Origin of the sequence: Pseudomonas sp. GD04015 (assembly GCF_029837675.1) — a bacterium.
Classification (GTDB): Bacteria; Pseudomonadota; Gammaproteobacteria; order Pseudomonadales; family Pseudomonadaceae; genus Aquipseudomonas; species Aquipseudomonas paralcaligenes.
Genome location: NZ_JAOEEE010000038.1, coordinates 23,112 through 43,921, shown reverse-complemented (window position 1 = coordinate 43,921; position 20,810 = coordinate 23,112). Strand labels below are relative to the sequence as shown.

The window sequence follows — 20,810 nt, the reverse complement described above, 5'->3', positions numbered from 1 at the left end:
GGACCAGTTGCTCCACCGAATGCTCGACGCCGGAGCACAGGTTCAGCGTATCGAACGGTACGTCGTGCCTGGAGTCGTTGACCATGGCGATCAGGCCGCGGGCGATGTCGTCGGCGTGCAGGTAGTCGCGCCGCGGGGTCATGTTGCCCAGCCGTACCCGGCCATCGGCCGAGCCGCGCAGCTGGGCCAGCACTTCCGGAATCAGGTGCCCGTTTGGATCGTCATGTCCGATGGCATTGAATATCCGCGCGACTCTGCCAATACGCTTGCCACGGCCGCTCCAGAACTTCAGCTGTTGCTCGTTGCAGTATTTGGACAGCGCGTAGTTGTCGCAGGGCGCGACCGGGCTGTCGAGTTCCGAGAGTGGGCTGTCCTGCCAGGCGTAGACCGCGCCGCTGGAAGCGATCACCACGCGCCTTATGTCGGCCTGTTCCGCGGCCGCCAGCAGGCGTTCGGTGCCGACCACGTTCACGTCCAGGCAATCGGCGCGGCGGGTCTCGCAGGTGGGAATGTGGTGCACGGCGGCCAGGTGCAGGATCGCGGCTGGTCGGAAGTCGTTCAGCAGGGCGGCCAGGGTATCGTCGTCCCGCAGATCACCACGCACCGCCAGAGTTGCTTCCTCGGGCATCGGCAGGCCGCTCGAGAGATCGTCGAGCACGGCGACTTCGCCTCCCGCGGCGCGCCATTGCCGGGTGGCTCTGCGCCCCAGCATCCCGGCGCCGCCGGTCACGAGAAGGCGCATCAGGTCGGCTCCTCCAGAATCAGCCGTCGACGCAACGGGGCCGGAAGCCAGCCCACGGGGCGGTATTCCGGCCGCAGGGCCAGGCGGGTGGCCAGGATCAGGGACAGGCCGGCGAAGGTCGCGCAGAACATGAACAGGCCGACCCAGAAGGGACTGCGCACTTTTACCGGCGTGCTGGAAAGGGCCGAGCGGGTCTTGATGCCGATAGCCTGCTGCCGGGCTTCCGCCAGGGCCAGCTTGAGGTTCATGTCCTCGGTGGCTTCCTGCTCCATGGCGGAGGGTTGCGGGTGGGCCGCGAGGAGCTTGGCGCGGTTGTCCTGCAGCTTCCCGATGATGTCGTCGCCCGAGGCTGCGCCGCGGATCGCCTGGTCCAGGCCCGCCAGCAGCTGTGCCGTCCAGTCGAGTTTCTCCAGTTCGCGCCGGGTCTTGCGCGACTTGGCCCGCAGCTCGGAGATGGTCGCTTCCAGGGCCACGATCTGGGGCAGCGGGGCGAGGTACTTGCCACCGCCGTCGCTGACCGAGACGACGGTGTTCTTCTCCATTCGGCGCAGCTCGGGATAGCGCTCCAGCAGGCGCTGCATGTCTTCTATGCGCTGCTGGGCCTGCTCTATCTCGAAGTCGGTCTGCAGCAGATCAAGACTGAGCTTGGGACGGTGGGCCAATGCCGCCTGACCATCGCGGACCAGGCTGATCAGGCTGTTGGCGAGCAGCGCTTCGCGGATGTGCTGGGCCAGCCTGTCGAGCGTCAGGTTCGACTGCTGCGCATCGCGTACTCTCAGGGTGAGTTCCAGGCCTATGCCGCGGGTGTTCTGGAATTCGGCGGGCGGTATCTCGCGAATGTCGTCCCGACTCAGGGCCGAGCGGTAGCGGACGGTACTGGTCCAGAAGGTCGCGTTCAACGCGTTTTGCCGCAGGATTCTGGTATCGATGTCGGCCGCATCGCCGCTCCCCCCGAAGGATCGATCCACCCAGCGTTCGTCCCAGAGGAAGGACTGGGCCTGCCGCCACTCCTCGAGCGTGACTCCCGGTACTTCGACCAGGGCTGTGGCGGTATACAGGGGGCGTCCGGCGATCCAGACCGCGGCAGCCAGGGCGGCCAGCAGGGCTGGCAGGAGCAGCAGCCTGCCGAAGCGTCGATAGAAGCGCAGTACACGAAGGGCAAGCTCGCCCAGTGAGAGTTCGTCTTCCTGAGGTGCGTGGGGGGCTCGTACTGCCGTGGTGTGCATGGGGTCAACCTGAAGGAAGTGCTGAGGCCTCCTGCCGGCCGTCCGCGATCCGGTCGTACATTCATGCCCTGAGGTGCCGGGAATTTGCCATAGGCGCAAGGGCGTTGCAATTGGCCGACAGGCCGCTCCGGTGCGCCGGGGCCTGTTCTTTCTGTTGCCCGGGCCATCCTGCGGGCGCGGTGCTGGCCGCGAAGATAATGCTTGCGCGGGAGGTCGACGTACCGGCAGATTTCGATTCTTTACGCGCGAGCCATCGTGATGCCTGCGACCCTACCTTTTTCCCTGATCGCCGACTTGCAGACGCTCGACCGGCGCATGACGGAGCTTCCCTGCCCGGGCTGCGGCGGGCGGGAGCCTCATCTGATCTGGCGGCGCGATCGCTATTTCCTGGCGGTGGACCTGTCGGCGTGCCGGAAATGTGGTCTGGTCTACCTGGCCCGCGGTCTCAGCGGCGAAGCCCAGTCGGTGTTCTACGAGCGTGTCTATCCTCGCCTGATGGTCCAGCCACCCCCGCCCAGCGCGATATGGGACTACCGCCTGATGGCGGGGTATCGATACAGCGAGATTTCATCCGTCATCGGTGCGTTCGACGCCGTGCTGGATATCGGGGCTGGGCTGGGGTTCTTTCTCGACGCCTGCCGCGCCCATGGCTGCGAACGGTTGATGGGCCTGGAGCCCGGCCGGCCTCAGCGGGAGCATGCCGCCCATGTTCTCGGCTTCGGCGAGCAGGTCCGGGCGGAAGGGTTGAGCGACAGCACCGAACTGCCGTTCGCGCCGAAACTGATCACCCTGTTCCATGTGCTGGAGCACCTGGAGGACCCCGGTCGGGCATTGCGCCGGCTCGCCGAGCTGATCGACCCGCAGGGCTGGCTGGTCATCGAGGTTCCGGATATCCAGGCCGATTGGCGCGGGCTGGGGCTGCAGCAGGTGCATGTCTCTCATCGCAGCTACTTCTGCGAGGAGACTCTGGATGCCCTGTTGCGGCGCAATGGCTTCAGCGTGCAGCGAAGCTGTCGGGAGCCATACGGCATCTACGAAGGCAATCTGCGGGTTTATGCTCGCCTGGAGGCGCGGCCGCCTGCAGAGCCTATGCAGGCGCCGACATCGCAGCAGTTGCACGAGCTGGCCCGGCGCATCAAGGCGCAGATCCGGCCCTTCAGCCTGCGCAATGGCTATCCGCGTTCGGCGGCTCGTCTGGCCAGGCTGGCTCTTCGCAAACGCTGAGAAGGACTCGTTATCTGGTGGGGCGTATCAGGATCCTGAAGAGGCGTATGAGCGGGTACAGAAAGGACAGGCCAGGAGGGAGCGCTATCCACTGGTTGTCCTTGCCGGTAGGGCTCAGCCAGCCGCCCAGTGCATGCAGGCGCGCGTGCCAGTTGTCTTGCAGGGCTATATCCATGGCCGCTCGCCTGAGCGGGCCGACTCGCTTGGCCACTTCATCATCGGAGAGCGAGCCCTGGATCGCTTCGAGCGCCAGCGCTGCCATGTCCCGGCTGGCCCGACAGGGGCGGCGAACCCGTTGCAGCGGCTCCGCCGCAGTCGTGCCGAACAGCTCGTCGAGCAGGGTGAGGCAGACATCGAGCATTGCGCAGGTGCCGGTGCGCTGAAATTCCCGCGCGGTCCGCTCCGCATCCAGTTCGGGGTTTTGCAGCAGCGCGTGGATATCGATCAGCCAGATCAGCCGGCGAAAACAATGCTGGTTCGCATGGGCGACCAGGTAGGGCAGGGCCTGTATCGGCGCGAGGCTCGCGACGGAGGTACCCTGGATATCGACCGCCTGGCTCAGATCGGTAGCGTCGGGAAGCAGGTGCTGATGGCGCAACAAGCGCTGATGCAGTTCGACGCGAGGCTGATTCTGGCGCTGCAGCACCAGCTCATGGGTGCCCCTGGGAAGCGGCAGGTGCTGCCCCGGAGCGGGCAGGTAGCCCTGCTGTTCCAGCACGTCGAGCGCGATCGGCCAATGCTGCTGCGGGATCAATATGTCCACATCCACGCCCCCCCTCGCACTCAGCGAACCGTGGGCCTGGATGGCCAGTGCGGGGCCTTTCAGCGCCACCGGCCGCAAGCCCCGGTCGGCGAGCGCCGTCACCACGAGCTTGAGCACCGCGCCCAGCTGCAAGGCCCGGAACGCGATGCGTCGCTTCTCCTGCATCAGCGAGGCCGTCCATGCCTCCCCGAGCGCTTCGACCCGGGCGCTATCGAGCAGGCCGGCGATGCCATGGTGCCTCACGAAGGACTGCAGCTCCGCCGCCGGAACCTGCTCGAAGGCGTGGTCGAAACCCATGAGCCACAAGGTGCAGCGCAACGATGCATCGCATGCTCGGAGAGCGTCGTCTCGACGCGCGCTGCCGCTGGTGGGACGGGTTCGGAAAGAGGGCATGATCGGCAGGGGTCACCTGAGGCAGGTTGGCAATGCACTTCGGCGTCTGTAGCGTAATGCCACCGAGCCAAGGATGTTACCACTTGAAGCCGTCGCGATCGTTCGCCGAATACCTTGCGGAATTGCGCCTGCGTTATGGCGATGAAGCGGCTGACGTGCGCCATGAGCTTTTCTATCTGGCGGAAGGCAGGGCGCCCCTCGTGGCGGGCATGAGAGCCTTCGGTGCTCTGCTGAGGGACGCCTGGTTGCTGATGCGGCATTCCGGCCAGGAGCTGCGGCCTGGCGAAGCCCGCCAGGCCATCCTGGTGACGACCCTGCAGGGCGCGAGCGGATGGGGCACGCAGGAGCGCAGCCTGCCATCGCTCGCCGCCGCGGCGTATGAGCCCGTCATCCTTGCCCACCCGCGGCTACCCGCTGCGAGCTTTCCTGCCCATCTGCGGGTCGTCCGTCCCGCGCGTCCCGGGGGCGCGACTCTGCTGGCCGCCCTGCGTGTCTTCGGTGGAGCGCTGCTCAGGCGATGGCCCCTGCTGCTGGCCTGCTGTCTGGCGCGGCGGTACCTCTGGCGGGTCAGCCTGGGCCGAACCCTGGATGGCAGCGCGGGAGTCCTGCTGCTGCACAATGATTTCGACCTGATGAGCCGGGCTGCTCTTGGTCATGGTCTGCCCGCCATCTGCCTGCAGCACGGAGTGCCTACCGACGAGTTCTTTCCCGTCCGGGCCGACTGGTACCTGATATGGGGCGGCCGCAGCCGCGATGCCTTCCGCTCCATGGGGGCTGCGGCCGACAGGCTCGTCGAGGATGCGTTGGGGCGGTATGCGGACGCGAGCCCGGTGCTTGAGCCTCCCCATGGTTTGTCGCTGTTGTCGCAGACCCACGCCCAGATACTGGGGCGGCACATAGGCCCCGCCTTGCGGGATTTCGCCGATGCGCTGGCAGGGTTGGATCCGCAGGCGCGGATTCTGCTGCATCCGCTGGAGCGCGAGCCGTATGTCGGCGACACCGCGCGTGCTATAAGACGCCCCCCTCATTCGGAATTGCGAGCCGGAGCATGCCCGCCGCGCGTGGTGATGGGATATTGCTCGACCGCCATGCTGGAGGCCGCCGCCGCGGGACACTGGGTGGTCGGTCTGATGCTGCCGCTCGAAGGCAACGAGGCCGCCCGTGCCATGCTGTCTCCGCCGCTGCGCGCCGAAACGGCGGAGCAGGCCGTGGCGCTCTATCACCGACTGCAACGCGATGCAGTCTTTCGCGAGGAGTCCGCGCAGGCCCAGGCTCGGTGGTTGCGCGCCAGCTTTTCCGCAGAAACGGGCGGACTCGTCCGGCTGCTGCACAAGGTCGGACGGTCATCGCCGGAGTCCACGCAATGACGCTACGGGTACTTCATGTCAGCAAGGAGTTTGAGCCCCTTTCGAGTGGTGTGGCACGCCATATCCAGGGGCTGGCGAACGCCATGCGGGACGATCGGGACATCGAGCTGGCCCTGCTCGCCCCGAAGGTAGACGTGGCGGATGTTTCTTGCGACGTTCGGCAGGGTGGCTATGGCTGCCTGTGGAGCACCATCGGGGAGAGCGACGTGGTCCACGTGCATGGCGCGCGCACGCCTTTCTCCGCGGTAGCAGCCCTGCTGGCGTGGCTACGGGGTGTTCCGGTGGTCTACACGCCGCACTGCTATTACGACGCTGGTGGCCCCGTGCGGCGTGCACTCAAGAGGGGCTGGGACCTGACGGTCGAACGTTTCCTGGTGCGCCGTTCGGGCGTGGTGGTGTTGCTGCACGAGGGCTGGCTGGTCGATCTGGCCAGGCGTGGCCTTCGTCCGGCCAAGGTGCTGATCGTGCCCAACTGCATCGACGACCGGCGTGGAACAGGGCAGGTGACAGGCGAACGTCTCGAGGGGGCGCCGGCGTTGCTGTCGATCGGGCGGCTCGATCCCGTCAAACGGCTCGATGACGTGATTGCCGCGCTGTCTGTTCCGTCCTTGCAGCGCGCCATGCTGCACATCGTCGGGCGCGGTGAGGACAGTGCGCGGCTCGAGGCCCTGGCCGAGCGATCCGCTGTCGCGGCACGCGTGCATTTTCATGGCTGGCAGGATGACGCCGCCTCGGCACGGATGATGGCGGGTTGCGATGCGATGGTGCTGGCCTCGGAGCGCGAAGGCATGCCGACGGTGGTATTGGAGGCACTGCTGGCGGGAGTACCGATTGCCTGTTCGGATATCGAAGGCTGCCGCTCCATCACCGGCTCCGTTGGGTGGGATGCGGTATTCCCCGTCGGCGATATTCCCGCACTGGGCGCCTGTCTGGACCGGGCCGCGCGCGGCAGCGTGCCGGGCCATGTCGTGGAGGCGGTCAGGGCCGGCTTCACCTGGCAGCGGAAAGCACCGGAGCTGGCCGCCGCGTATCTGAAGCTGGTCCGTAAGCGTCCCGCGCGAGGCTTCATGAAACGACTCGCCACGTATCTGAGCGACTACGACAATCCCCGCTCGTTCGGAGCGCGCATGCGCGCCCGGCGCATCGGGCCGCTCCTGGCGATGATCGACGAGGCCTATGCGCGTCATGGTTGCGTCAACCTGGTGGACGTGGGCGGGACGCAGCGCTACTGGAACATCGTCCCCCAGGACTATCTGGACTCGCGCCGTGTCTCGATCACCCTGATCAACATCAGCCAGGACAAGCAGGTCGCGATCCATCCCCGTTTCAGGCTCGTCGAAGGCGACGGCTGCGACCTGAGCGCCTTTCCCGACAAGGCCTTCCATGTGGCGCACTCCAATTCCGTCATAGAGCATGTCGGTGGACCGGATCGAATAGCGAAGTTCGCCCGGGAACTGGAGCGTGTGGCCGATGACTACTTCCTGCAGACGCCTGATTTCTGGTGTCCCCTGGAGCCCCATTGCATGACACCCTTCTTTCACTGGCTGCCGCGCCGGGCCCGGGTCTGGCTGGTTCGCCGGATGGATCTCGGCCACTGGCAGCGGGCATCCAGCAGAGATGAAGCCGAAGCGCTGGTGGACAGTGCGAGACTTCTATCGCGGCGCGAGCTGCGGGCCTTGCTGCCGAAGGCCCGGATCGTCAGAGAGCGTGTTCTCGGGCTGCCCAAATCCTTGATCGCCGTGGGCTCATGAGCTTCGGCAGGCCTGTATCGTCTGGAAAAAAAGCTATGCATCTGGCGTTCGTCCTGGGTACCCGCCCTGAAATCATCAAGCTCTCTTCCCTGATCTCGGCATGCGTCCGCGACGGTGTGCCATACACGCTAATCCATACCAATCAGCACTATGCCGCGGTCATGGATCGAATGTTCTTCGAAGAGTTCGGCCTCCCGTCCGCCCATGTCAACCTGGGTGTGGGCTCCGGCCCCGCGAGCGTACAACTCGGGCGCATGATGCAGGGCATCGATCCCGTACTGCAGGATCTGAAACCCGACTGCGTCATCGTGCAGGGGGATACCAACAGCGCCCTGGCAGGCGGACTGGCCGCCAGCAAAGCGGGCATTCCGGTTGGTCATGTAGAGGCCGGCCTGCGCAGCTTCGACAAGAGCATGCCCGAGGAAATCAATCGCATCCTGCTGGACCACTTGTCCAGCTTCTGGTTCTGTCCCTCGCCTCTGCAGGTGGAGCTGTTGGCCAGGGAGGGCATACAGGGGTCTCACGTCCATATCACCGGCAACACCGGAAACGACGCGACGCTGCATTACGCCCGCCTGGCCAGGGAACGCTCGGGCATCCACGGCGTACTGGGTTTGCAGCCCGAGAATTATCTGCTGCTGACGTGTCATCGACCTTCCAACACGGATCACCCCGAGCTCTTCGCGCTGCTCATGCAGGCCGTACAGTGCCTGGCCGAAGAGCAGGATCTCCAGGTGGTGTTCCCTGTCCATCCTCGGCTCGGTCAGCAGAACCTGGGTGTGCTGAAGAGCAAGACGCGCATCAGAACCATCGATCCGGTGGGTTATCTGGACATGCTCGCCCTGCTGCAAGGCGCGGCCTTGGTGCTGACGGACAGCGGTGGCATGCAGGAGGAGGCCTGCGTTCTCCGTCGTCGTTGCCTGATCCTCAGGCCCAACACCGAGCGTCCGGAAAGCCTGGAAACCGGCGGGGCAAGGCTGGTTTCGTGCGTTGCCGAGAACAGCCTGATCGAAGCTGCCCAAGCGCTAGGTGATTCTCAGGTGGTCTGGAAGAATCCGTTCGGGGACGGCAGCGCCTATCGGCGAATTCTCGATGTGCTGGGGGAGCAACTCTAGCCGTCGGGACACGCGCCATCGCGTTACTGACGCTCATGCTCCGGTTTTCAGCGTTGCCCTGATGCGGGTCCAGTCGCCCTCGGTCAGCAAGCGGCCCTTATCGAGCACGATAACGTGCTCGACATGTTCTAGTGCTGCCTGCCGATGGCCGATGATCACGAGGGTGATTTCGCCTTGCAGGTTGTCGATGGCGTCCTGTATCCGCCTCTCGTTGTTCGGGTCCAGCGCGCTGGTGGCCTCGTCCAGAATCAGCAGGGCGGGTTTCCTGAGCAAGGCCCGGGCGAGCGCCAGACGCTGGCGCTCGCCGCCGGAAAGCCTTACCCCGGCGTCGCCTACCATCGTGTCCAGCCCCTGCGGCAGGCGGAAGACGAAGTCCGCCGCCGCCCTCTGCAGCACATGGCGCAGATCCGCTTCGGTGGCCTGCGGGTCGCCTCGCAGCAGATTGCCGCGAATGCTGTCGTGGAACAGGAACACCTCCTGCGGCACGTAGGCGACGGACCTGCGCCAGCGCATGCGCGCCTCCCCCAGCAGCGGGACGCCGTCGACCTCGATGCTTCCCTGGTCCGGGGTCAGCAGGCCCGCCAGCAGATCGGCAAGGCTGCTCTTGCCGGAGCCCGAGGCACCGATGATCGCGGTGCTGCCGAGGGCGGGAAAGCACAGTGAAAGCCCGTCCAGCGCCGACGCCGAGCGATCGCTGTAGTGCAGGGAAACACCGTGCAGGCGGATTTCCCGCTCGAGGGCCAAGGGCTCGATCGCCTCCAGGCCGTCGACGGGCTCCGCTGACGCCCGGCATTCGCCGAGCAGGCGATCGACCTCGAGGAGTGCCGGCATGCTGTGCAGCCAGTGGTGGAGCTGTTGCTGCGCGCCGACGAACATGGGAATCAGCCGCGCGAAGATCAGTACCAGCACCACCATCTCCGCCAGCGGGGTGCGCCAGAGACTCAGGCCGACGAACAGGTAGATCGCCAGCAACGCGGCGCCCAGGGTCTGGAAAAGTGCCTTGGATAAGCTGCTGTTGGCAGCGAAGCGAAGTTGCTGCGTGCGCAGGCGGTCGGTGGTTTGCCGCAGCTCATCGAAGTGCCGGGCCTCACTGCCGAGAATCTTCGCCAGCTTGATCGTGGCCAGGCTGTCTTGCATGTTGCCTTGCAGGTCCCGGTTGGCGACCAGCAGGCCCTGGCCGAGCCCCAGGGCCCTGCGCCGATGCCCTCGAAGCAGCGCCCACACCAGCAGGCCGCTCGCCAGGGCCAGCCCGGCCATCTGCCAGGACAGGAGAAACGCTGTCGCCAGGTAGACCAGCATGGTCGCCATGCTGGACAGCAGGCCGAGGCCGAACCCCACCCCCTGGCCGATGCGGTTGATGTCGTTGAGCAACAGACTGGTGTGATCGGATTGGCGGCGCTCGGCAAGCCAGCGCCATTCTGTGCCCAGCAGCGCACGGAAGCAGTCGAGGCGAAGATCGTCGACGACCCGGTGCTGCAGATGCAGGGCCAGTTGTTCGCGGCCGTACTGGATGGCGCAACGCAGCCCCACCAACAGGGTGAAGAGTGCCAGCAGGGCCGCAGCCGATGGCGTCACGCCGAGCACCCGAAACGCCTGCTCGACCGGCTTGAGCATCGTGGTGCCAGCGTCCTGCAGCATTTCCAGCAGGGGCACCAGGAGCAGGATGCCGATGCCTTCGGTCAGACCGCTGAGCGTCAGCAGCATAACCAGGCCGAGCACCCAGGCGCGTGGGGCCGCCTGCAGCAACTGGCGGAATGCCCGCAGGGAGTCGCTGGCCTTCATCGGCGATGCAGCCGTGGCGAGAGGAAACAGCCCACTACGGTGAAGTGCTCGAAGCCCGCTCCGCCGGTGACCTGTACCGGGCCGGCGGCGACCCAGGCGTGCGCCTGCAGGGCAGACGACCCAGCGTCGCGCGCCAGGCCGAAGTAGAGGGCATAAGGAACGCCGCACAGGCCCAGGAGCATCCTGGCGGTCACCGCCTGAGCGAAGCAGTTGGCATCCCAGGGCGTGTGGCCGGCCGCCCAGCGGATCGACCGGCCAATGGTCAGCGCCAGATGCCGCTGACGCTGGTTCAGCAGCGGCGACTGGCTGTGGGGGCCGGCGGCGATACCCAGCCAGGGGGCCAGGCGGCGAAATTCGAGGAGCAGGATCAGCATGCGGCTCAGCCCCAGCAGCAGCCAGCAGGGCAGGAACAGGAGACGTTCCAGGGCCGGGCGTCGGAGGAAGCGGCGGAGCCTGTGGATGAGGCCGGAAAGGATCATGGCGGAAGCGTGAGCCATCGTTGCGTGTAAACCGGCCTTCAGCTCGCCCGTACCACGCCGTGGTAGAGCAGATCCTGGGCGAAAGTCAGCAGGTCGGCCTGGCAGGTGACCTCGTCGACTTCATATTCCTGCAGGATGATCCGCGCCAGATCGGCGATGGACATCGGGGTTTCCAACAGCGTCCAGACGCGCGAGCCGATACCACCAATGCCGAAATACTGGCCTTTCTCGATGCTCATCATCACCAGGTCGCCGTCCATCTCGGTGGCGATCAGGTCGGGGACGCGGCTCAGGTGGGTGGAAAGGGTGATCTCTGACATGTCTGGCATCCCGGTATGGGGTTGATCGGCGCACAGGCTCGGTGAGCGTTCGAGGTTACCAGTTCGGGCCGCATGCCGCACAAGGCCGGGGCCGGAGACGTCCGCCCTGGCCATCGACTCCGTTGCGTCCGCGGTCTTCGCCCTGCAAGGTTGGCATAATGATGCGACAGCCACTACCCTGGCACAGGATCGATCGCATCCCGGAGGTTCACTTGAGCGATAGTGTTCTTGGCAACGAGGCCGGTGTCGGAGCCGAGCGTGGCGAACAGGCCGAGAGGCCGCTCAGACAGCCCTACGTCGCCCCGCGCATCGAGCGATTGGATGTGGAAGAGACCCGCTTTGGGATAGGCCCCGGGGTCGACGGAACGACTCTGTTTGCCTCCTGAGCGCGGGCAACGATTATGACGGATGCCGAGGCTGGAGACTTGTCGGCTACGCCGCTCGGTCTTCACGGTTGGCATAATGATGCGAAATTCACTACCTTGTCGCGGGATAGGCCGTATCCACTCATTGATGGAGGTTCACTTGAACGAGAATATTCCTGGTAACGAGGCCGGTGTCGGAGCCGAGCGCGGCGAACAGGCCGAGAGGCTATCCAGGCAACCCTACGTCGCCCCGCGCATCGAGCGGCTCGATGTGGAAGACACCCGCTTTTCCATAGGCCCCGGGTTCGACGGAACGACTACGTTTTCTTCCTGACCTCGCTCAGCGATTGTCCCCTTCGACATGGCGGATGAAATGGCCCGCGGCCAAGCCGCGCAGGAGCTTGAGGCGGTAGGCCTGGATGGTTCTCGCCGAGGCCCAGTCGCCGCTCTGCGGCCAATGCTCCAGCAGATGCTGTAGCGCCGCCACATCGAGCACTTCCCCCACTCGGCTGTTCGCGGCCAGGCGTTGCAGTTCCTCGCGCAGCCGCGGCAGATTCCGTTCCAGCCCTTCGTACCAGTCGGCCGCCTGGTAGCCCTTGCTGCGGCTGTCGAGAATCTCCGGCGGCAGCACGTCTGCCATCAGGCGCCGCAGCAGCCAGCGGTTCTGGCCGTCGCGCAGGTACTGATGATCCGGCACCGCCAGGCAGAACTCGACCAGGCGTAGGTCTGCGGTCGGATCACGGATTTCCAGGCCCTGAAGGTTGGTGGCGAGGGCGTATTCCGCGGCGTCCTGCCGTTCCAGGGCGGCGATGCGCATACGCCGGCCGTCGTGCCAGGGGCGGTAGCTCAGGTCCCAGCCAACGGTGCGGGCGCGTTCGGTCGGGTTCATGCGCTGCATCCATTCGGGGTGGATGGTGCTGTAGTCGGTCAGCGCCGAGCCCTGTTCCCAGTGCCGGGCGAGCATTGTCCACAGAGGCCCGGGCAGCGAAGGCGCCAGCGACCGGGCGAGCAGCCCGCGCCAGCCCGATTGCGGATGGCGGGCCCTGTAGGCGCGCAGTTCGCGCCACCAGCGCAGCCAGTGACCGCTGCGCCAGAGGGCCGGCAGGTAGGTTTCGCCACTGTACGAAATGCTCATGTTGCCCTTCTGGCCGGTCAGCAGCACCCGACAGCCGCGCGCGGCGGCATCGGCCTTGATGGCCTGGGTCCAGACGCTGTTGCAGGGGTTCTGGGCCACGCGGTCCACGGCTTCGGTCAGGTACTGCAGGTGGTCCAGCGCGGAGGTGTCCCCAGGTCGGATCAACACATGGTCGATGTTGCCGAAGCGTGCCGCCAGGGCGCTCGCGGCCGGACCTTCGTCGCCGTGCCGGCCTTTCGGTAGCGGGCCGTCGAAGCCTTCGCGCGGCACGGCGGTGTAGGCGGTCAGCCGCTGCTCGCGGCGGGCCAGCTGGCGGGCCGCGAGGGCTGTGACCGTGGAGCTGTCGAAGCCGGAGCTCAGGTGCGAGGCGATCGGGCCGGCACTCCGCAGGCAACTGGCGATGGCCTGCTCCAGGTGCTCGCGGAACGCCTCCAGGTAATCATCGTCGCGGGCGAAGCGGATTTCCCGCTCGGGGTCGAAGCGGTGGAAACGCCGGGTATCGAGGCGCTCGCCATCGAGGATCAGCAACTGGCCCGGCTCCACCCGGTAGATGTCCTTGTAGAACGACTCGGGCCCTTTCATCGGCAACAGGGCGAGCTGGTCGAGCAGCCTTTCCTCACACAGGCTGCGCGGCACGCCAGGGATGCAGAACAGCGCCTTGGGCAGGCTGGCGAAGGCGAAGAAGCCGGCCTTTCGGTGCCAGAACAGCGGGCGGCCGCCCATGGGGTCGCGGGCCAGCCACAGGCGCTGTCGCGTCGGCTGCCAGCAGGCCAGCGCATACGGGCCGCACAGCTGTTCCGGTGCCTGGGTGTCCCAGCGCAGGCAGGCGCGCAGCACCAGTTCGCTGTCGGCCAGCCGGGCACTGTCGGCAGGCGACAGCCCCAGCCGTCCGGCCAGTTCGGCGCGATTGTCGAGGCGTCCGTCGAACAACAGCACGCAGTCTCCGCCGGGAGCCGCCAGCGGCTGTTGATCGAAACTGTCCTCCGGTGTGCTGCGCAGCAGCGTGTGCAGCAGCCCGGCGGCGTCCCGCCGCCATTGCCTCTGGGCGTCGCGGCCGTAGGGGACGAGCACCGACTGCATGCGTTCCAGTGTGGCCCGGTCGGCAGCCTGCCGATCCAGGCGGATAAGGCCGGCTATCGCACTCATGCTTTTCTCTTCGATTTCTGCGGGCGGGTCAGCAGATCCGCAAGGTGGGCGAACAATGTCTGGCCGACTTCGTCGGGCTGGCGCAGGGTCAGCGCGTGACGGTAGAAGCGGCCGACATCCTGGCCGCCACCGATGGCGGCCAGATGGATCGGGCTCGCTTCGATGGCGGCGATCACCGTGCGCAGGTGCGTTTCGAGATACTGCCGGCCATGCTGATCGACGGTCGCCTCGTCGAACGGACAGCCGTCGGAGAACACCACCAGCACCTTGCGTGGCTCATGCCGCCCGGCCAGGCGTGTCGCGGCCCAGTGCAGCGACTCGCCGTCGATGTTCTCGCCGCCTTCGAGCGCCGCCATCACCCGGTTGAAGTCGTCGCGACAGCGGCGCCAGGGCTGGCTGGCACTCTTGTGGACGATATGCCGCAAGGCATTGAGCCGGCCGGGGAGGGCGGGGCGGCCGGCGGCGATCCAGGCATCCAGCACGGGGTTATCGCCGCCGGGGCGCGTGGTGTAGCCCAGCACCTCGCAACGCACGCCGCATACCTCGAGGGCATGCACGGCCAGGTCGACCGCCTGCGCCACCAGGCGCCGGGGCAGGCCGCGCATTGATCCGGACTGATCGAGCAGCAGGCAGACGCAGGCTTCCGGCGTCGGCGCCGGGTCTTCCCGGCGGAACACCCGGTGCTCGTCGCTGGCGCAGAGTGCGGCCAGGCGGCGGCGGTCGAGTTGCCCGTCTTCCTGGTCGAAACGCCATCTGCGCAGGCGGGCGACGCTCAATTGGCGTTGCAGGCGATGCGCCAGGCGTACCGCCTGCAAGCGGGCGACCTCGGGAGCTTCCCCGCCCGCAGGCGGAGGCAGCCGTATGGCCAGCTGATGGGCGGAAAGCAGTTCGTCCCACTGCCTGGAAAACACGGCATATTCGTCGCCGCTCTCCTCGGGCTGCGTCGTCGAGGTGCCGGGTCGTGGTTGCGGCATGCCGTCCCGGGCCTCCCGTGGCTGCGCCATCCTCGCGCGCCGATCATGGCCGCTTGGGACTTCTGAAGGCTCATCGGCGAAGGCGCGTGCGTAGGCGCGTATCAGAGGCATCAGGGTTTCCGCGAAGCGCTGGCAGTCGTTCAGGTGCTCGCGTGCCGCGCTCAGGCACGGAGACAACAGGGCGGCAGCGCTCTCCCGTTCCTGCTTGCGCCGCCGGAGGGAGAGGCGCCGCCACCAGCGACTTGCGTGCTCAGGGCGTTCCTGCGGGATAGCGAGGCCGGCGAGCAGCCGGCGTGCCTGTCGGTACAGCGCTTCGTGCGGGCTTCCGGGCGGGGCGATGCTCCGCGTATCGGCGAGGTTCAGGCCCATGCCGGGCAGGTGGTCGCCGGCCAGCAGCTCGACCCGGGCTCGCTCCAGTACGCAGTACCAGGGCCAGTGTCGTTCATCGAACAGGGCACCGACCTTCGGAACGTGCCAGCGGCTCCAGGCGGCCCGGGCATCGGCGGCCGCGCGCGAGTCCCCGGAAACGCCGAGGCTGGTGGCCGGCAGTGCATGGTTCGCAGCGCAGGGGGCATAGCTGCGCCGCCAGGCGGCCATCAGGGCCTTAGCGGAAGCGTGCTGCATCATCCCCATCCGTCAGTTCGCGGGCGAAGCAGCGCTGGAACAATTCGTTGACCAGGGGGCGCTCGGCCACGTCGCATCGGTTGAGGAAGGTCAGGCGGAAGGCTTCGCCCAGTCTCCCAGCAGACCGTGGTTCTCGCCCCAGGTCAGCAGCGTGCGCAGCGACATCAGGGTCGCCAGGTCGCCCTGGCGATGGGCGTTGCGGCACAGCTCGGCCATGGCCAGCATGCCGTCCAGATGTTCTTCCGGCAGATGCGGTGCGCGGGTCTCGAGGATCGCCCGCTCCTGAGGGGCGGGCAGGTAGTCCAGTTCGGCGACCAGGTTCCAGCGGTCCAGTTGGGCCTGGTTGAGCACCTGGGTGCCTGCGTACAGCCCCGAGGTATCGCCGATGCCGGCGGTATTGGCGGTGGCGAACAGACGGAAGGCCGGGTGTGGGGTGATGACGCGGTTCTGGTCCAGCAGGGTCAGGCGTCCGTCGGCTTCCAGCAGGCGCTGGATGACGAACATGACGTCAGGCCGGCCGGCATCGTATTCGTCGAAGACCAGGGCGATCGGCCGCTCCAGCGCCCAGACCAGGAGCCCCGGGACGAACTCGGTGACCTGGTGGCCGTCGCGCAGCACCACCATGTCGCGCCCGATCAGGTCGGCTCGCGACAGGTGTCCGTCCAGGTTGAGGCGCAGGCAGGGCCAGTTGAGCCGCGCCGCCACCTGCTCGATGTGCGAGGACTTGCCGCTGCCGTGGGGGCCGTGCAGATAGACCCGGCGATTGTGGGCGAAGCCGAGGAGAATGGCCCGGGTGGCGGCCTGGTCGAAGTGGAAGCCGGCATCCACGAGGGGGACGTGCTCGTTCGCCACGGCAAACGTCGGCACCGGGCAGGGCATGTCGAATCCGAAGGCCGCGCGACAGTCGCACAGGCCTTGCGGGAGGCTGTCGATAACGGGGTCACTCACAGGCAATGTCCATCGTCATGTCTCGATAGTCTGCGGGCAGCTCGTCCAGGTAGCCGAAACGGCGCATCACCTCGGCGTGCCGGGTGACGATCCGCCGGATCTGCCCTGGGGTCAGCCGTTCGCGCCAGTCGCCGATACGACCCTGGCGGAAGAAGCGCGTGGCACGCGGTGAGCGCTCCCTGAAGCCTCGTTCGCGCTCCTGGCGCTGCAGCTCGGCGAAGTCGCTGAAGCGGATGGCCTTGCCAACGCGTTGCGGATCGTCCGGCAGGTGCAGGAAGCGGGCGGCTGCGGTGAAGGTGGCCAGGGCGTCGCGCTGCATGTCCTCGTAGCGCATCGCATGGCAGCGCAGCCCCGCTGCGTCCACCCAGCTCAGCACGTGCTCCGACCAGGACAGCAGGCGCTGTTGCACCTGTTGCTTGAGCTTGTGCTCGGAGCGACCTAGAACCCATTGCGAGTCGGCCATGTGATCGATTGCCTCATCAAGGCCGATGCCGAAGTGGTCGGCAACGGAGGGCGCCACATCCAGGGGGTTGCGAACGATGTACAGCGCTCCCAGGGTGCCTTCGTGGCTCACCAGGGGCTCGCCATGCCCGTCGAGGTGGTAGGCGTCGTGAATCTTGAGGTAGGCAACCTTGCCCAGGTGGCGCTGCCAGCGGTATGCCGCCGGGCGCAGGGCTTCGATTTCTTCGGCGGTGAGGTCGGCGCTATCGATGCCGAGTGCCTCATCCAGCCAGGCGCGGCTGCTGGCGATGCCGCCGGTGTGCAGGGCGTTGATGTCGGCCGGCTCGTCACCATCCGCCAGCAGGTTGCAGAGAAAGGCACGCAGCCAGGTGTTGCCCGACTTCGGATACGACGCCAGCCAGTAGATGCCGGCCATGGCTCAGGGGTGCTCGGCCATGTCGGCCAGCAGGTGGTCGATCAGCTGCCCGAGTTCGAACCCTTGCGACGGCCGCGTCACCTGCGCCAGGTGCACTCGGCATGCGAGCTGGCCGCACAGTTGCAGATGCCTGGGCTTCATTTGCAGGCCTTCGATCATGGGCGGGCGATAGCTGTTGGCGAGCAGAGGGGCGAGACGCCGCATACCGGGAATCGGCTCCACCCGCACCTGCTGGGTGTGATCGCTGCCCAGCACATAGATCCAGCGGACCGGTAGGGGGGCCTGGGCGAACTGCCGATCGACCGGGTAGCTGTATTTTTCCAGAGCGGGACGAATGCGTGGCAGAGGCCTGATATCGATATCCAGGTGCTCGGCCGTATCTCGCCACAGCTTGATGCGGGGGATACCGGGAGAGACGCGGCCCTCCGCATCCACCGACACCACATCGTCGGCCAAGAGCGCATGCCCGCGCTGGAAGAAGCCAGCGGCCAGGCTGGACTTGCCCACCCCCGATCTTCCCAGGCAGACCATGCAGTGATCTCCGACGCGCACGGCATTGCCGTGCAGGACCAGCTGGCCACGCTGCAGCAGCAGCGCGCCCAGTGCCGAACCGAGGAGGAACACGCGGATGCTGTCCGCATCGCTGCCAGGCTCCGGCTCGATGATCAGCTCGCGCCCTTCTCGTACCAGGAAGCGCCCGACCCGGGGGATATGCAGCCACAACCAGCCCGGCCCGGCCCAGAGGAAGGGACCAACCTGCCTATGCCCCGACTGCTCGGGGTTGCCTGCCGGGCCGAAGCGGATCAGCAGGTCTGCTTCATCGTCGAGTGTGCCGAGGGGAGAGAGTTCGGGGAGTTCGAGTTCACTGCGGATGGTCAACTGGTAACTGCGGTAGAGAAATGGAATCGTCATATACCATCCGGCACGGGGAAGCATCGTGGTTGGCGCAGCCTAGCAGAATCGCGGAACGCAACCTATGCCGGGCGTTTGCCCGGGATTCCATGAGGCGCATGGTCAGTCACTTGCCTGCCTGCGGGTCTTCAACAGCGACAACAAGACGCCCCCCGCCAGCAACCCGAACGTCACCCCAAGAGAGAGCAGGGCGGGGATCTTGCCGATGAAGCCGTGCAGGAAGATCTTGCCGCCGATGAAGATCAGCACCAGGGCCAGGGCGTACTTGAGGTAGACGAAGCGGTGCATCAGCGCGGCCAGGGCGAAGTACAGCGAGCGCAGGCCGAGGATGGCGAAGATGTTCGAGGTGTAGACGATGAACGGGTCCTGGGTGATGGAGAACACCGCCGGCACGCTGTCCACGGCGAACACCAGGTCCGCCAGTTCGATCAGCACCAGGGCGAGGAACAGGGGCGTGGCGTAGAGCAGGGGATGGCTCGCGCCTGCCGGGCGCTTGCGGACGAAGAAGTGGCCGCCGTGGAGTTCGTCGGTCACCCGCAGGTGGCGGCGCAGGAAGCGCAGCAGGGGGTTGTTCGACAGGTCCGGGTGCTGTTCCTCGCGGCTGAACATCATCTTCACCCCGGTGAACAGGAGGAAGGCGCCGAACAGGTAGAGAATCCACTCGAACTGCTGCACCAGCGCCGTGCCCAGGCCGATCATGATCGCCCGCAGCACGATGACGCCGAGGATGCCCCAGAACAACACACGGTGCTGGTAGCGCCGGGGGATGCCGAAGAAGCCGAAGATCATCGCCATGACGAACACGTTGTCCATCGACAACGACTGCTCAACCAGGAAGCCAGTGTAGAACTCCAGCGCATGCTGGGCGCCCAGCTCGAACCAGACCCACAGGCCGAACAGCACGCCGACGCTGAAGTAGCCGCTGTACAGCAGCAGGCTTTCGCGCATCTCGATCTCGTGCTGGTCGCGGTGCAGGACGCCGAGGTCGAACACCAGCAGGGCGAGGACGATGGCGAGAAAACTCAGCCACAGCCAGGTGGCTGTGCCGAGCAAAGGATTGGTGAGAAAAACCAGAAGCTGATCCATGGCCCCTCCATCGCTGCCTGTCAGACAGTGACTCCGACATCGCGGCGATGAGGTCGCCGCCAGAGGGGCCCGGCGTCACTGGCGGCGACCGTTCGGTAGCCGCCCGTGTATTAGGCTAGAGCGCTCGCCTGGCTTCGGCAAGGGAGGCGGCGCATGCTCAGTAGACCCAGACCTCGACCCGGCGATTCTTCAGACGGCCTTCGTCGCCGTTGTTCGCCGCCACCGGCATCTGCTCGCCCAGGCCGGTGATCTCGCGGAACAGCACGCCGCCCTTGGACAGTTCGCGGCGCACGGCCATGGCGCGCAGTTTGGACAGCAGCGCGGCGCGCGCGGGGTCGTTCTTGGCATCGCCGAAGCCGACCAGCACCACCTTCTGCCGCAGTTTGTCGTTGGCCTGGAGGTAATCGAGCACCCGGGCTAGGTCGCGCTGGGCCTTGTTGTCCAGCTCGGCACTGCCTTCCTGGAAGCGGAAGTTGACGGACAGGCGCTGCGCCTCGCCGGCCAGCTTGCGGTAGTCCTCGGGCATCCCCGCGCTGGGCTCCACCTTGACCGCCTGCACGGTCTGCGGGATGAAACCGTTCTGCTCGACGATGGCCTGGCCGGCCGGGCTGTGGGCGAACTGCACCAGCGATTTCACCCACTGGTTGGTGGTGCCGGGCGGGTTGTAGAGGAAGAGCCGGCGGGACAGCGGGTAGTCCTCGGTGGCGATCAGCGTGGCGCTGGGCAGCATCGGCCGCGACTGGCCGTCGGCGATCGCCAGCGCCTTGCTCTGGCGCACGTAGGGCAGGCCGATGAAGCCGATGCCGCCGGGGTCCTGGCTGACGCCGTCGGACAGCTGGTTGCTCGACTCGAAGCGCTTGGCGCCGCCGGCCAGGCTACGGCCGTTGGCCGCCAGCACCAGCTCCTTGAAGGTGTCGAAGGTGCCGGACTTGTCGTCGCGGGCGTACAGATGGATCTCGCCTGGGGGGCCGCCTAGCGCGGACCAGTCGGTGATCTCGCCGGCGAACACGGCGGCCAGCTGCTCGGTGGTCAGCGCATTCACCGGGTTGCCCGGATGGACGATGATCGCCAGGCCGTCGATGGCGATGACCTGCTCGGCGTCGACGCCCTGCATGTCGCCCAGGGCCTGCAGGCTGGCGGCTTCGGCGCTCTTGATCGGGCGGGAGGAGGCGGCGAGATCGGCGCTGCCATCCTGCAGGCCGACGAAGCCGGTGCCCGAGCCGTGGGCCGCCACGTCCGTCGCCAGGGTGCGCCCGAGCTTGTCCTCGGCCAGCACCCGCTGCTCGTTCTCCGCCGCGCCGGCGATGGTGCGCACGTTGCCGAAGCCCTGGCTCTGGTACAGGCCCTCGATCAGCGCCGGGGCGAGCTTGGCGCCGATGGTGTTGGAGCCCTGGATGCGCATCAGCGTGACGCCATCCGCGGCGAAGACGGACCAGGGCAGCGCATAGCAGATGAAGCCGAGGAGCAGCCATGTGCAGGCATGGCTCCAGATTTGCCGATTGCAGACTGGCAGGGCGCGCGACATGTAGCAGACACCTTGTTCTAGAGGGCTGGAAAGGTGTCGCGCAGATTAAGTCGGGA

18 protein-coding genes are annotated in these 20,810 nt (G+C 66.6%); 5 read left to right on the top strand and 13 right to left on the bottom strand.

What is annotated here, in order from left to right:
- Together N7640_RS22190 and N7640_RS22185 are read right to left on the bottom strand one after the other, a co-directional pair.
- A partial coding sequence (locus N7640_RS22190; protein WP_279906234.1) for an NAD-dependent epimerase/dehydratase family protein occupies nucleotides 1-742 on the bottom strand: 742 nt, incomplete at its 3' end.
- Nucleotides 742-1,968: a hypothetical protein gene (locus N7640_RS22185; protein ID WP_279905699.1), complete on the bottom strand. Its 1,227-nt coding sequence runs from the start codon at nucleotides 1,966-1,968 to the stop codon at nucleotides 742-744. The genes N7640_RS22190 and N7640_RS22185, both read right to left, overlap by 1 nt.
- A 258-nt stretch (nucleotides 1,969-2,226) precedes the next feature.
- Between N7640_RS22185 and N7640_RS22180 the strand changes: the two genes are divergently transcribed.
- Entirely contained in the window at nucleotides 2,227-3,192 is a 966-nt protein-coding gene (locus tag N7640_RS22180) for a class I SAM-dependent methyltransferase (protein WP_279905698.1), read from the top strand.
- 10 nt (nucleotides 3,193-3,202) lie between these two features.
- On the opposite strand, the gene N7640_RS22175 is transcribed toward N7640_RS22180, so the two are convergent.
- A complete protein-coding gene (locus tag N7640_RS22175; RefSeq protein ID WP_279905697.1) occupies nucleotides 3,203-4,252 on the bottom strand; it encodes a nucleotidyltransferase family protein in 1,050 nt (349 codons plus the stop codon).
- Nucleotides 4,253-4,431: 179 nt separating this feature from the next.
- Here N7640_RS22175 and N7640_RS22170 point away from each other — a divergent pair, with 179 nt between their 5' ends.
- From N7640_RS22170 to wecB, 3 genes are read left to right on the top strand one after another with little or no spacing between them, the layout of a single operon-like run.
- Nucleotides 4,432-5,715, top strand: a complete 1,284-nt coding sequence (locus tag N7640_RS22170; RefSeq protein WP_279905696.1) for a hypothetical protein — start codon at nucleotides 4,432-4,434, stop codon at nucleotides 5,713-5,715.
- A complete protein-coding gene (locus N7640_RS22165) occupies nucleotides 5,712-7,466 on the top strand; it encodes a glycosyltransferase (protein WP_279905695.1) in 1,755 nt (584 codons plus the stop codon). Before N7640_RS22170 ends, N7640_RS22165 begins: the two co-directional genes overlap by 4 nt.
- Before the next feature lie 35 nt (nucleotides 7,467-7,501).
- On the top strand, nucleotides 7,502-8,581 hold the full coding sequence (gene wecB / locus N7640_RS22160; RefSeq protein WP_279905694.1) for a UDP-N-acetylglucosamine 2-epimerase (non-hydrolyzing): 1,080 nt from the start codon (nucleotides 7,502-7,504) through the stop codon (nucleotides 8,579-8,581).
- Between the two features lie 33 nt (nucleotides 8,582-8,614).
- On the opposite strand, the gene N7640_RS22155 is transcribed toward wecB, so the two are convergent.
- From N7640_RS22155 to N7640_RS22145, 3 genes are read right to left on the bottom strand one after another with little or no spacing between them, the layout of a single operon-like run.
- A complete protein-coding gene (locus N7640_RS22155; protein WP_279905693.1) occupies nucleotides 8,615-10,363 on the bottom strand; it encodes an ABC transporter ATP-binding protein in 1,749 nt (582 codons plus the stop codon).
- A complete protein-coding gene (locus N7640_RS22150) occupies nucleotides 10,360-10,842 on the bottom strand; it encodes a lasso peptide biosynthesis B2 protein (RefSeq protein WP_279905692.1) in 483 nt (160 codons plus the stop codon). The genes N7640_RS22155 and N7640_RS22150 overlap by 4 nt, the downstream gene beginning before the upstream one ends.
- Nucleotides 10,843-10,880: 38 nt before the next feature.
- On the bottom strand, nucleotides 10,881-11,162 hold the full coding sequence (locus N7640_RS22145; protein ID WP_279905691.1) for a lasso peptide biosynthesis PqqD family chaperone: 282 nt from the start codon (nucleotides 11,160-11,162) through the stop codon (nucleotides 10,881-10,883).
- A gap of 525 nt (nucleotides 11,163-11,687) precedes the next feature.
- Here N7640_RS22145 and N7640_RS22140 point away from each other — a divergent pair.
- A complete protein-coding gene (locus N7640_RS22140; protein ID WP_220815152.1) occupies nucleotides 11,688-11,861 on the top strand; it encodes a hypothetical protein in 174 nt (57 codons plus the stop codon).
- A gap of 6 nt (nucleotides 11,862-11,867) precedes the next feature.
- Here the strand turns inward: N7640_RS22140 and N7640_RS22135 are convergent, their stop codons facing one another.
- The 7 genes from N7640_RS22135 to N7640_RS22105 all read right to left on the bottom strand — a co-directional run bounded on the left by N7640_RS22135 (nucleotide 11,868) and on the right by N7640_RS22105 (nucleotide 20,754).
- A complete protein-coding gene (locus N7640_RS22135; RefSeq protein WP_279905690.1) occupies nucleotides 11,868-13,808 on the bottom strand; it encodes an asparagine synthase-related protein in 1,941 nt (646 codons plus the stop codon).
- Nucleotides 13,805-15,409, bottom strand: a complete 1,605-nt coding sequence (locus tag N7640_RS22130; protein ID WP_279905689.1) for a hypothetical protein — start codon at nucleotides 15,407-15,409, stop codon at nucleotides 13,805-13,807. The genes N7640_RS22135 and N7640_RS22130 overlap by 4 nt, the downstream gene beginning before the upstream one ends.
- 87 nt (nucleotides 15,410-15,496) lie before the next feature.
- Nucleotides 15,497-16,354 (bottom strand): AAA family ATPase, encoded by an 858-nt coding sequence (locus tag N7640_RS22125; RefSeq protein ID WP_279905688.1) that lies wholly within the window; start codon nucleotides 16,352-16,354, stop codon nucleotides 15,497-15,499.
- Entirely contained in the window at nucleotides 16,347-17,231 is an 885-nt protein-coding gene (locus N7640_RS22120) for a sulfotransferase domain-containing protein (RefSeq protein ID WP_220815149.1), read from the bottom strand. The genes N7640_RS22125 and N7640_RS22120 overlap by 8 nt, the downstream gene beginning before the upstream one ends.
- Nucleotides 17,232-17,234: 3 nt before the next feature.
- A complete protein-coding gene (locus N7640_RS22115) occupies nucleotides 17,235-18,143 on the bottom strand; it encodes a hypothetical protein (protein WP_220815148.1) in 909 nt (302 codons plus the stop codon).
- Between the two features lie 102 nt (nucleotides 18,144-18,245).
- Nucleotides 18,246-19,229 carry a TerC family protein gene (locus N7640_RS22110; RefSeq protein WP_220815147.1) on the bottom strand — a complete coding sequence of 328 codons (984 nt, stop codon included), beginning with the start codon at nucleotides 19,227-19,229 and terminating at the stop codon, nucleotides 18,246-18,248.
- A gap of 157 nt (nucleotides 19,230-19,386) precedes the next feature.
- Nucleotides 19,387-20,754, bottom strand: coding sequence for a phosphate ABC transporter substrate-binding/OmpA family protein (locus tag N7640_RS22105; protein WP_279905684.1), 1,368 nt, complete (start codon nucleotides 20,752-20,754; stop codon nucleotides 19,387-19,389).
- Nucleotides 20,755-20,810 lie beyond the last annotated feature (56 nt).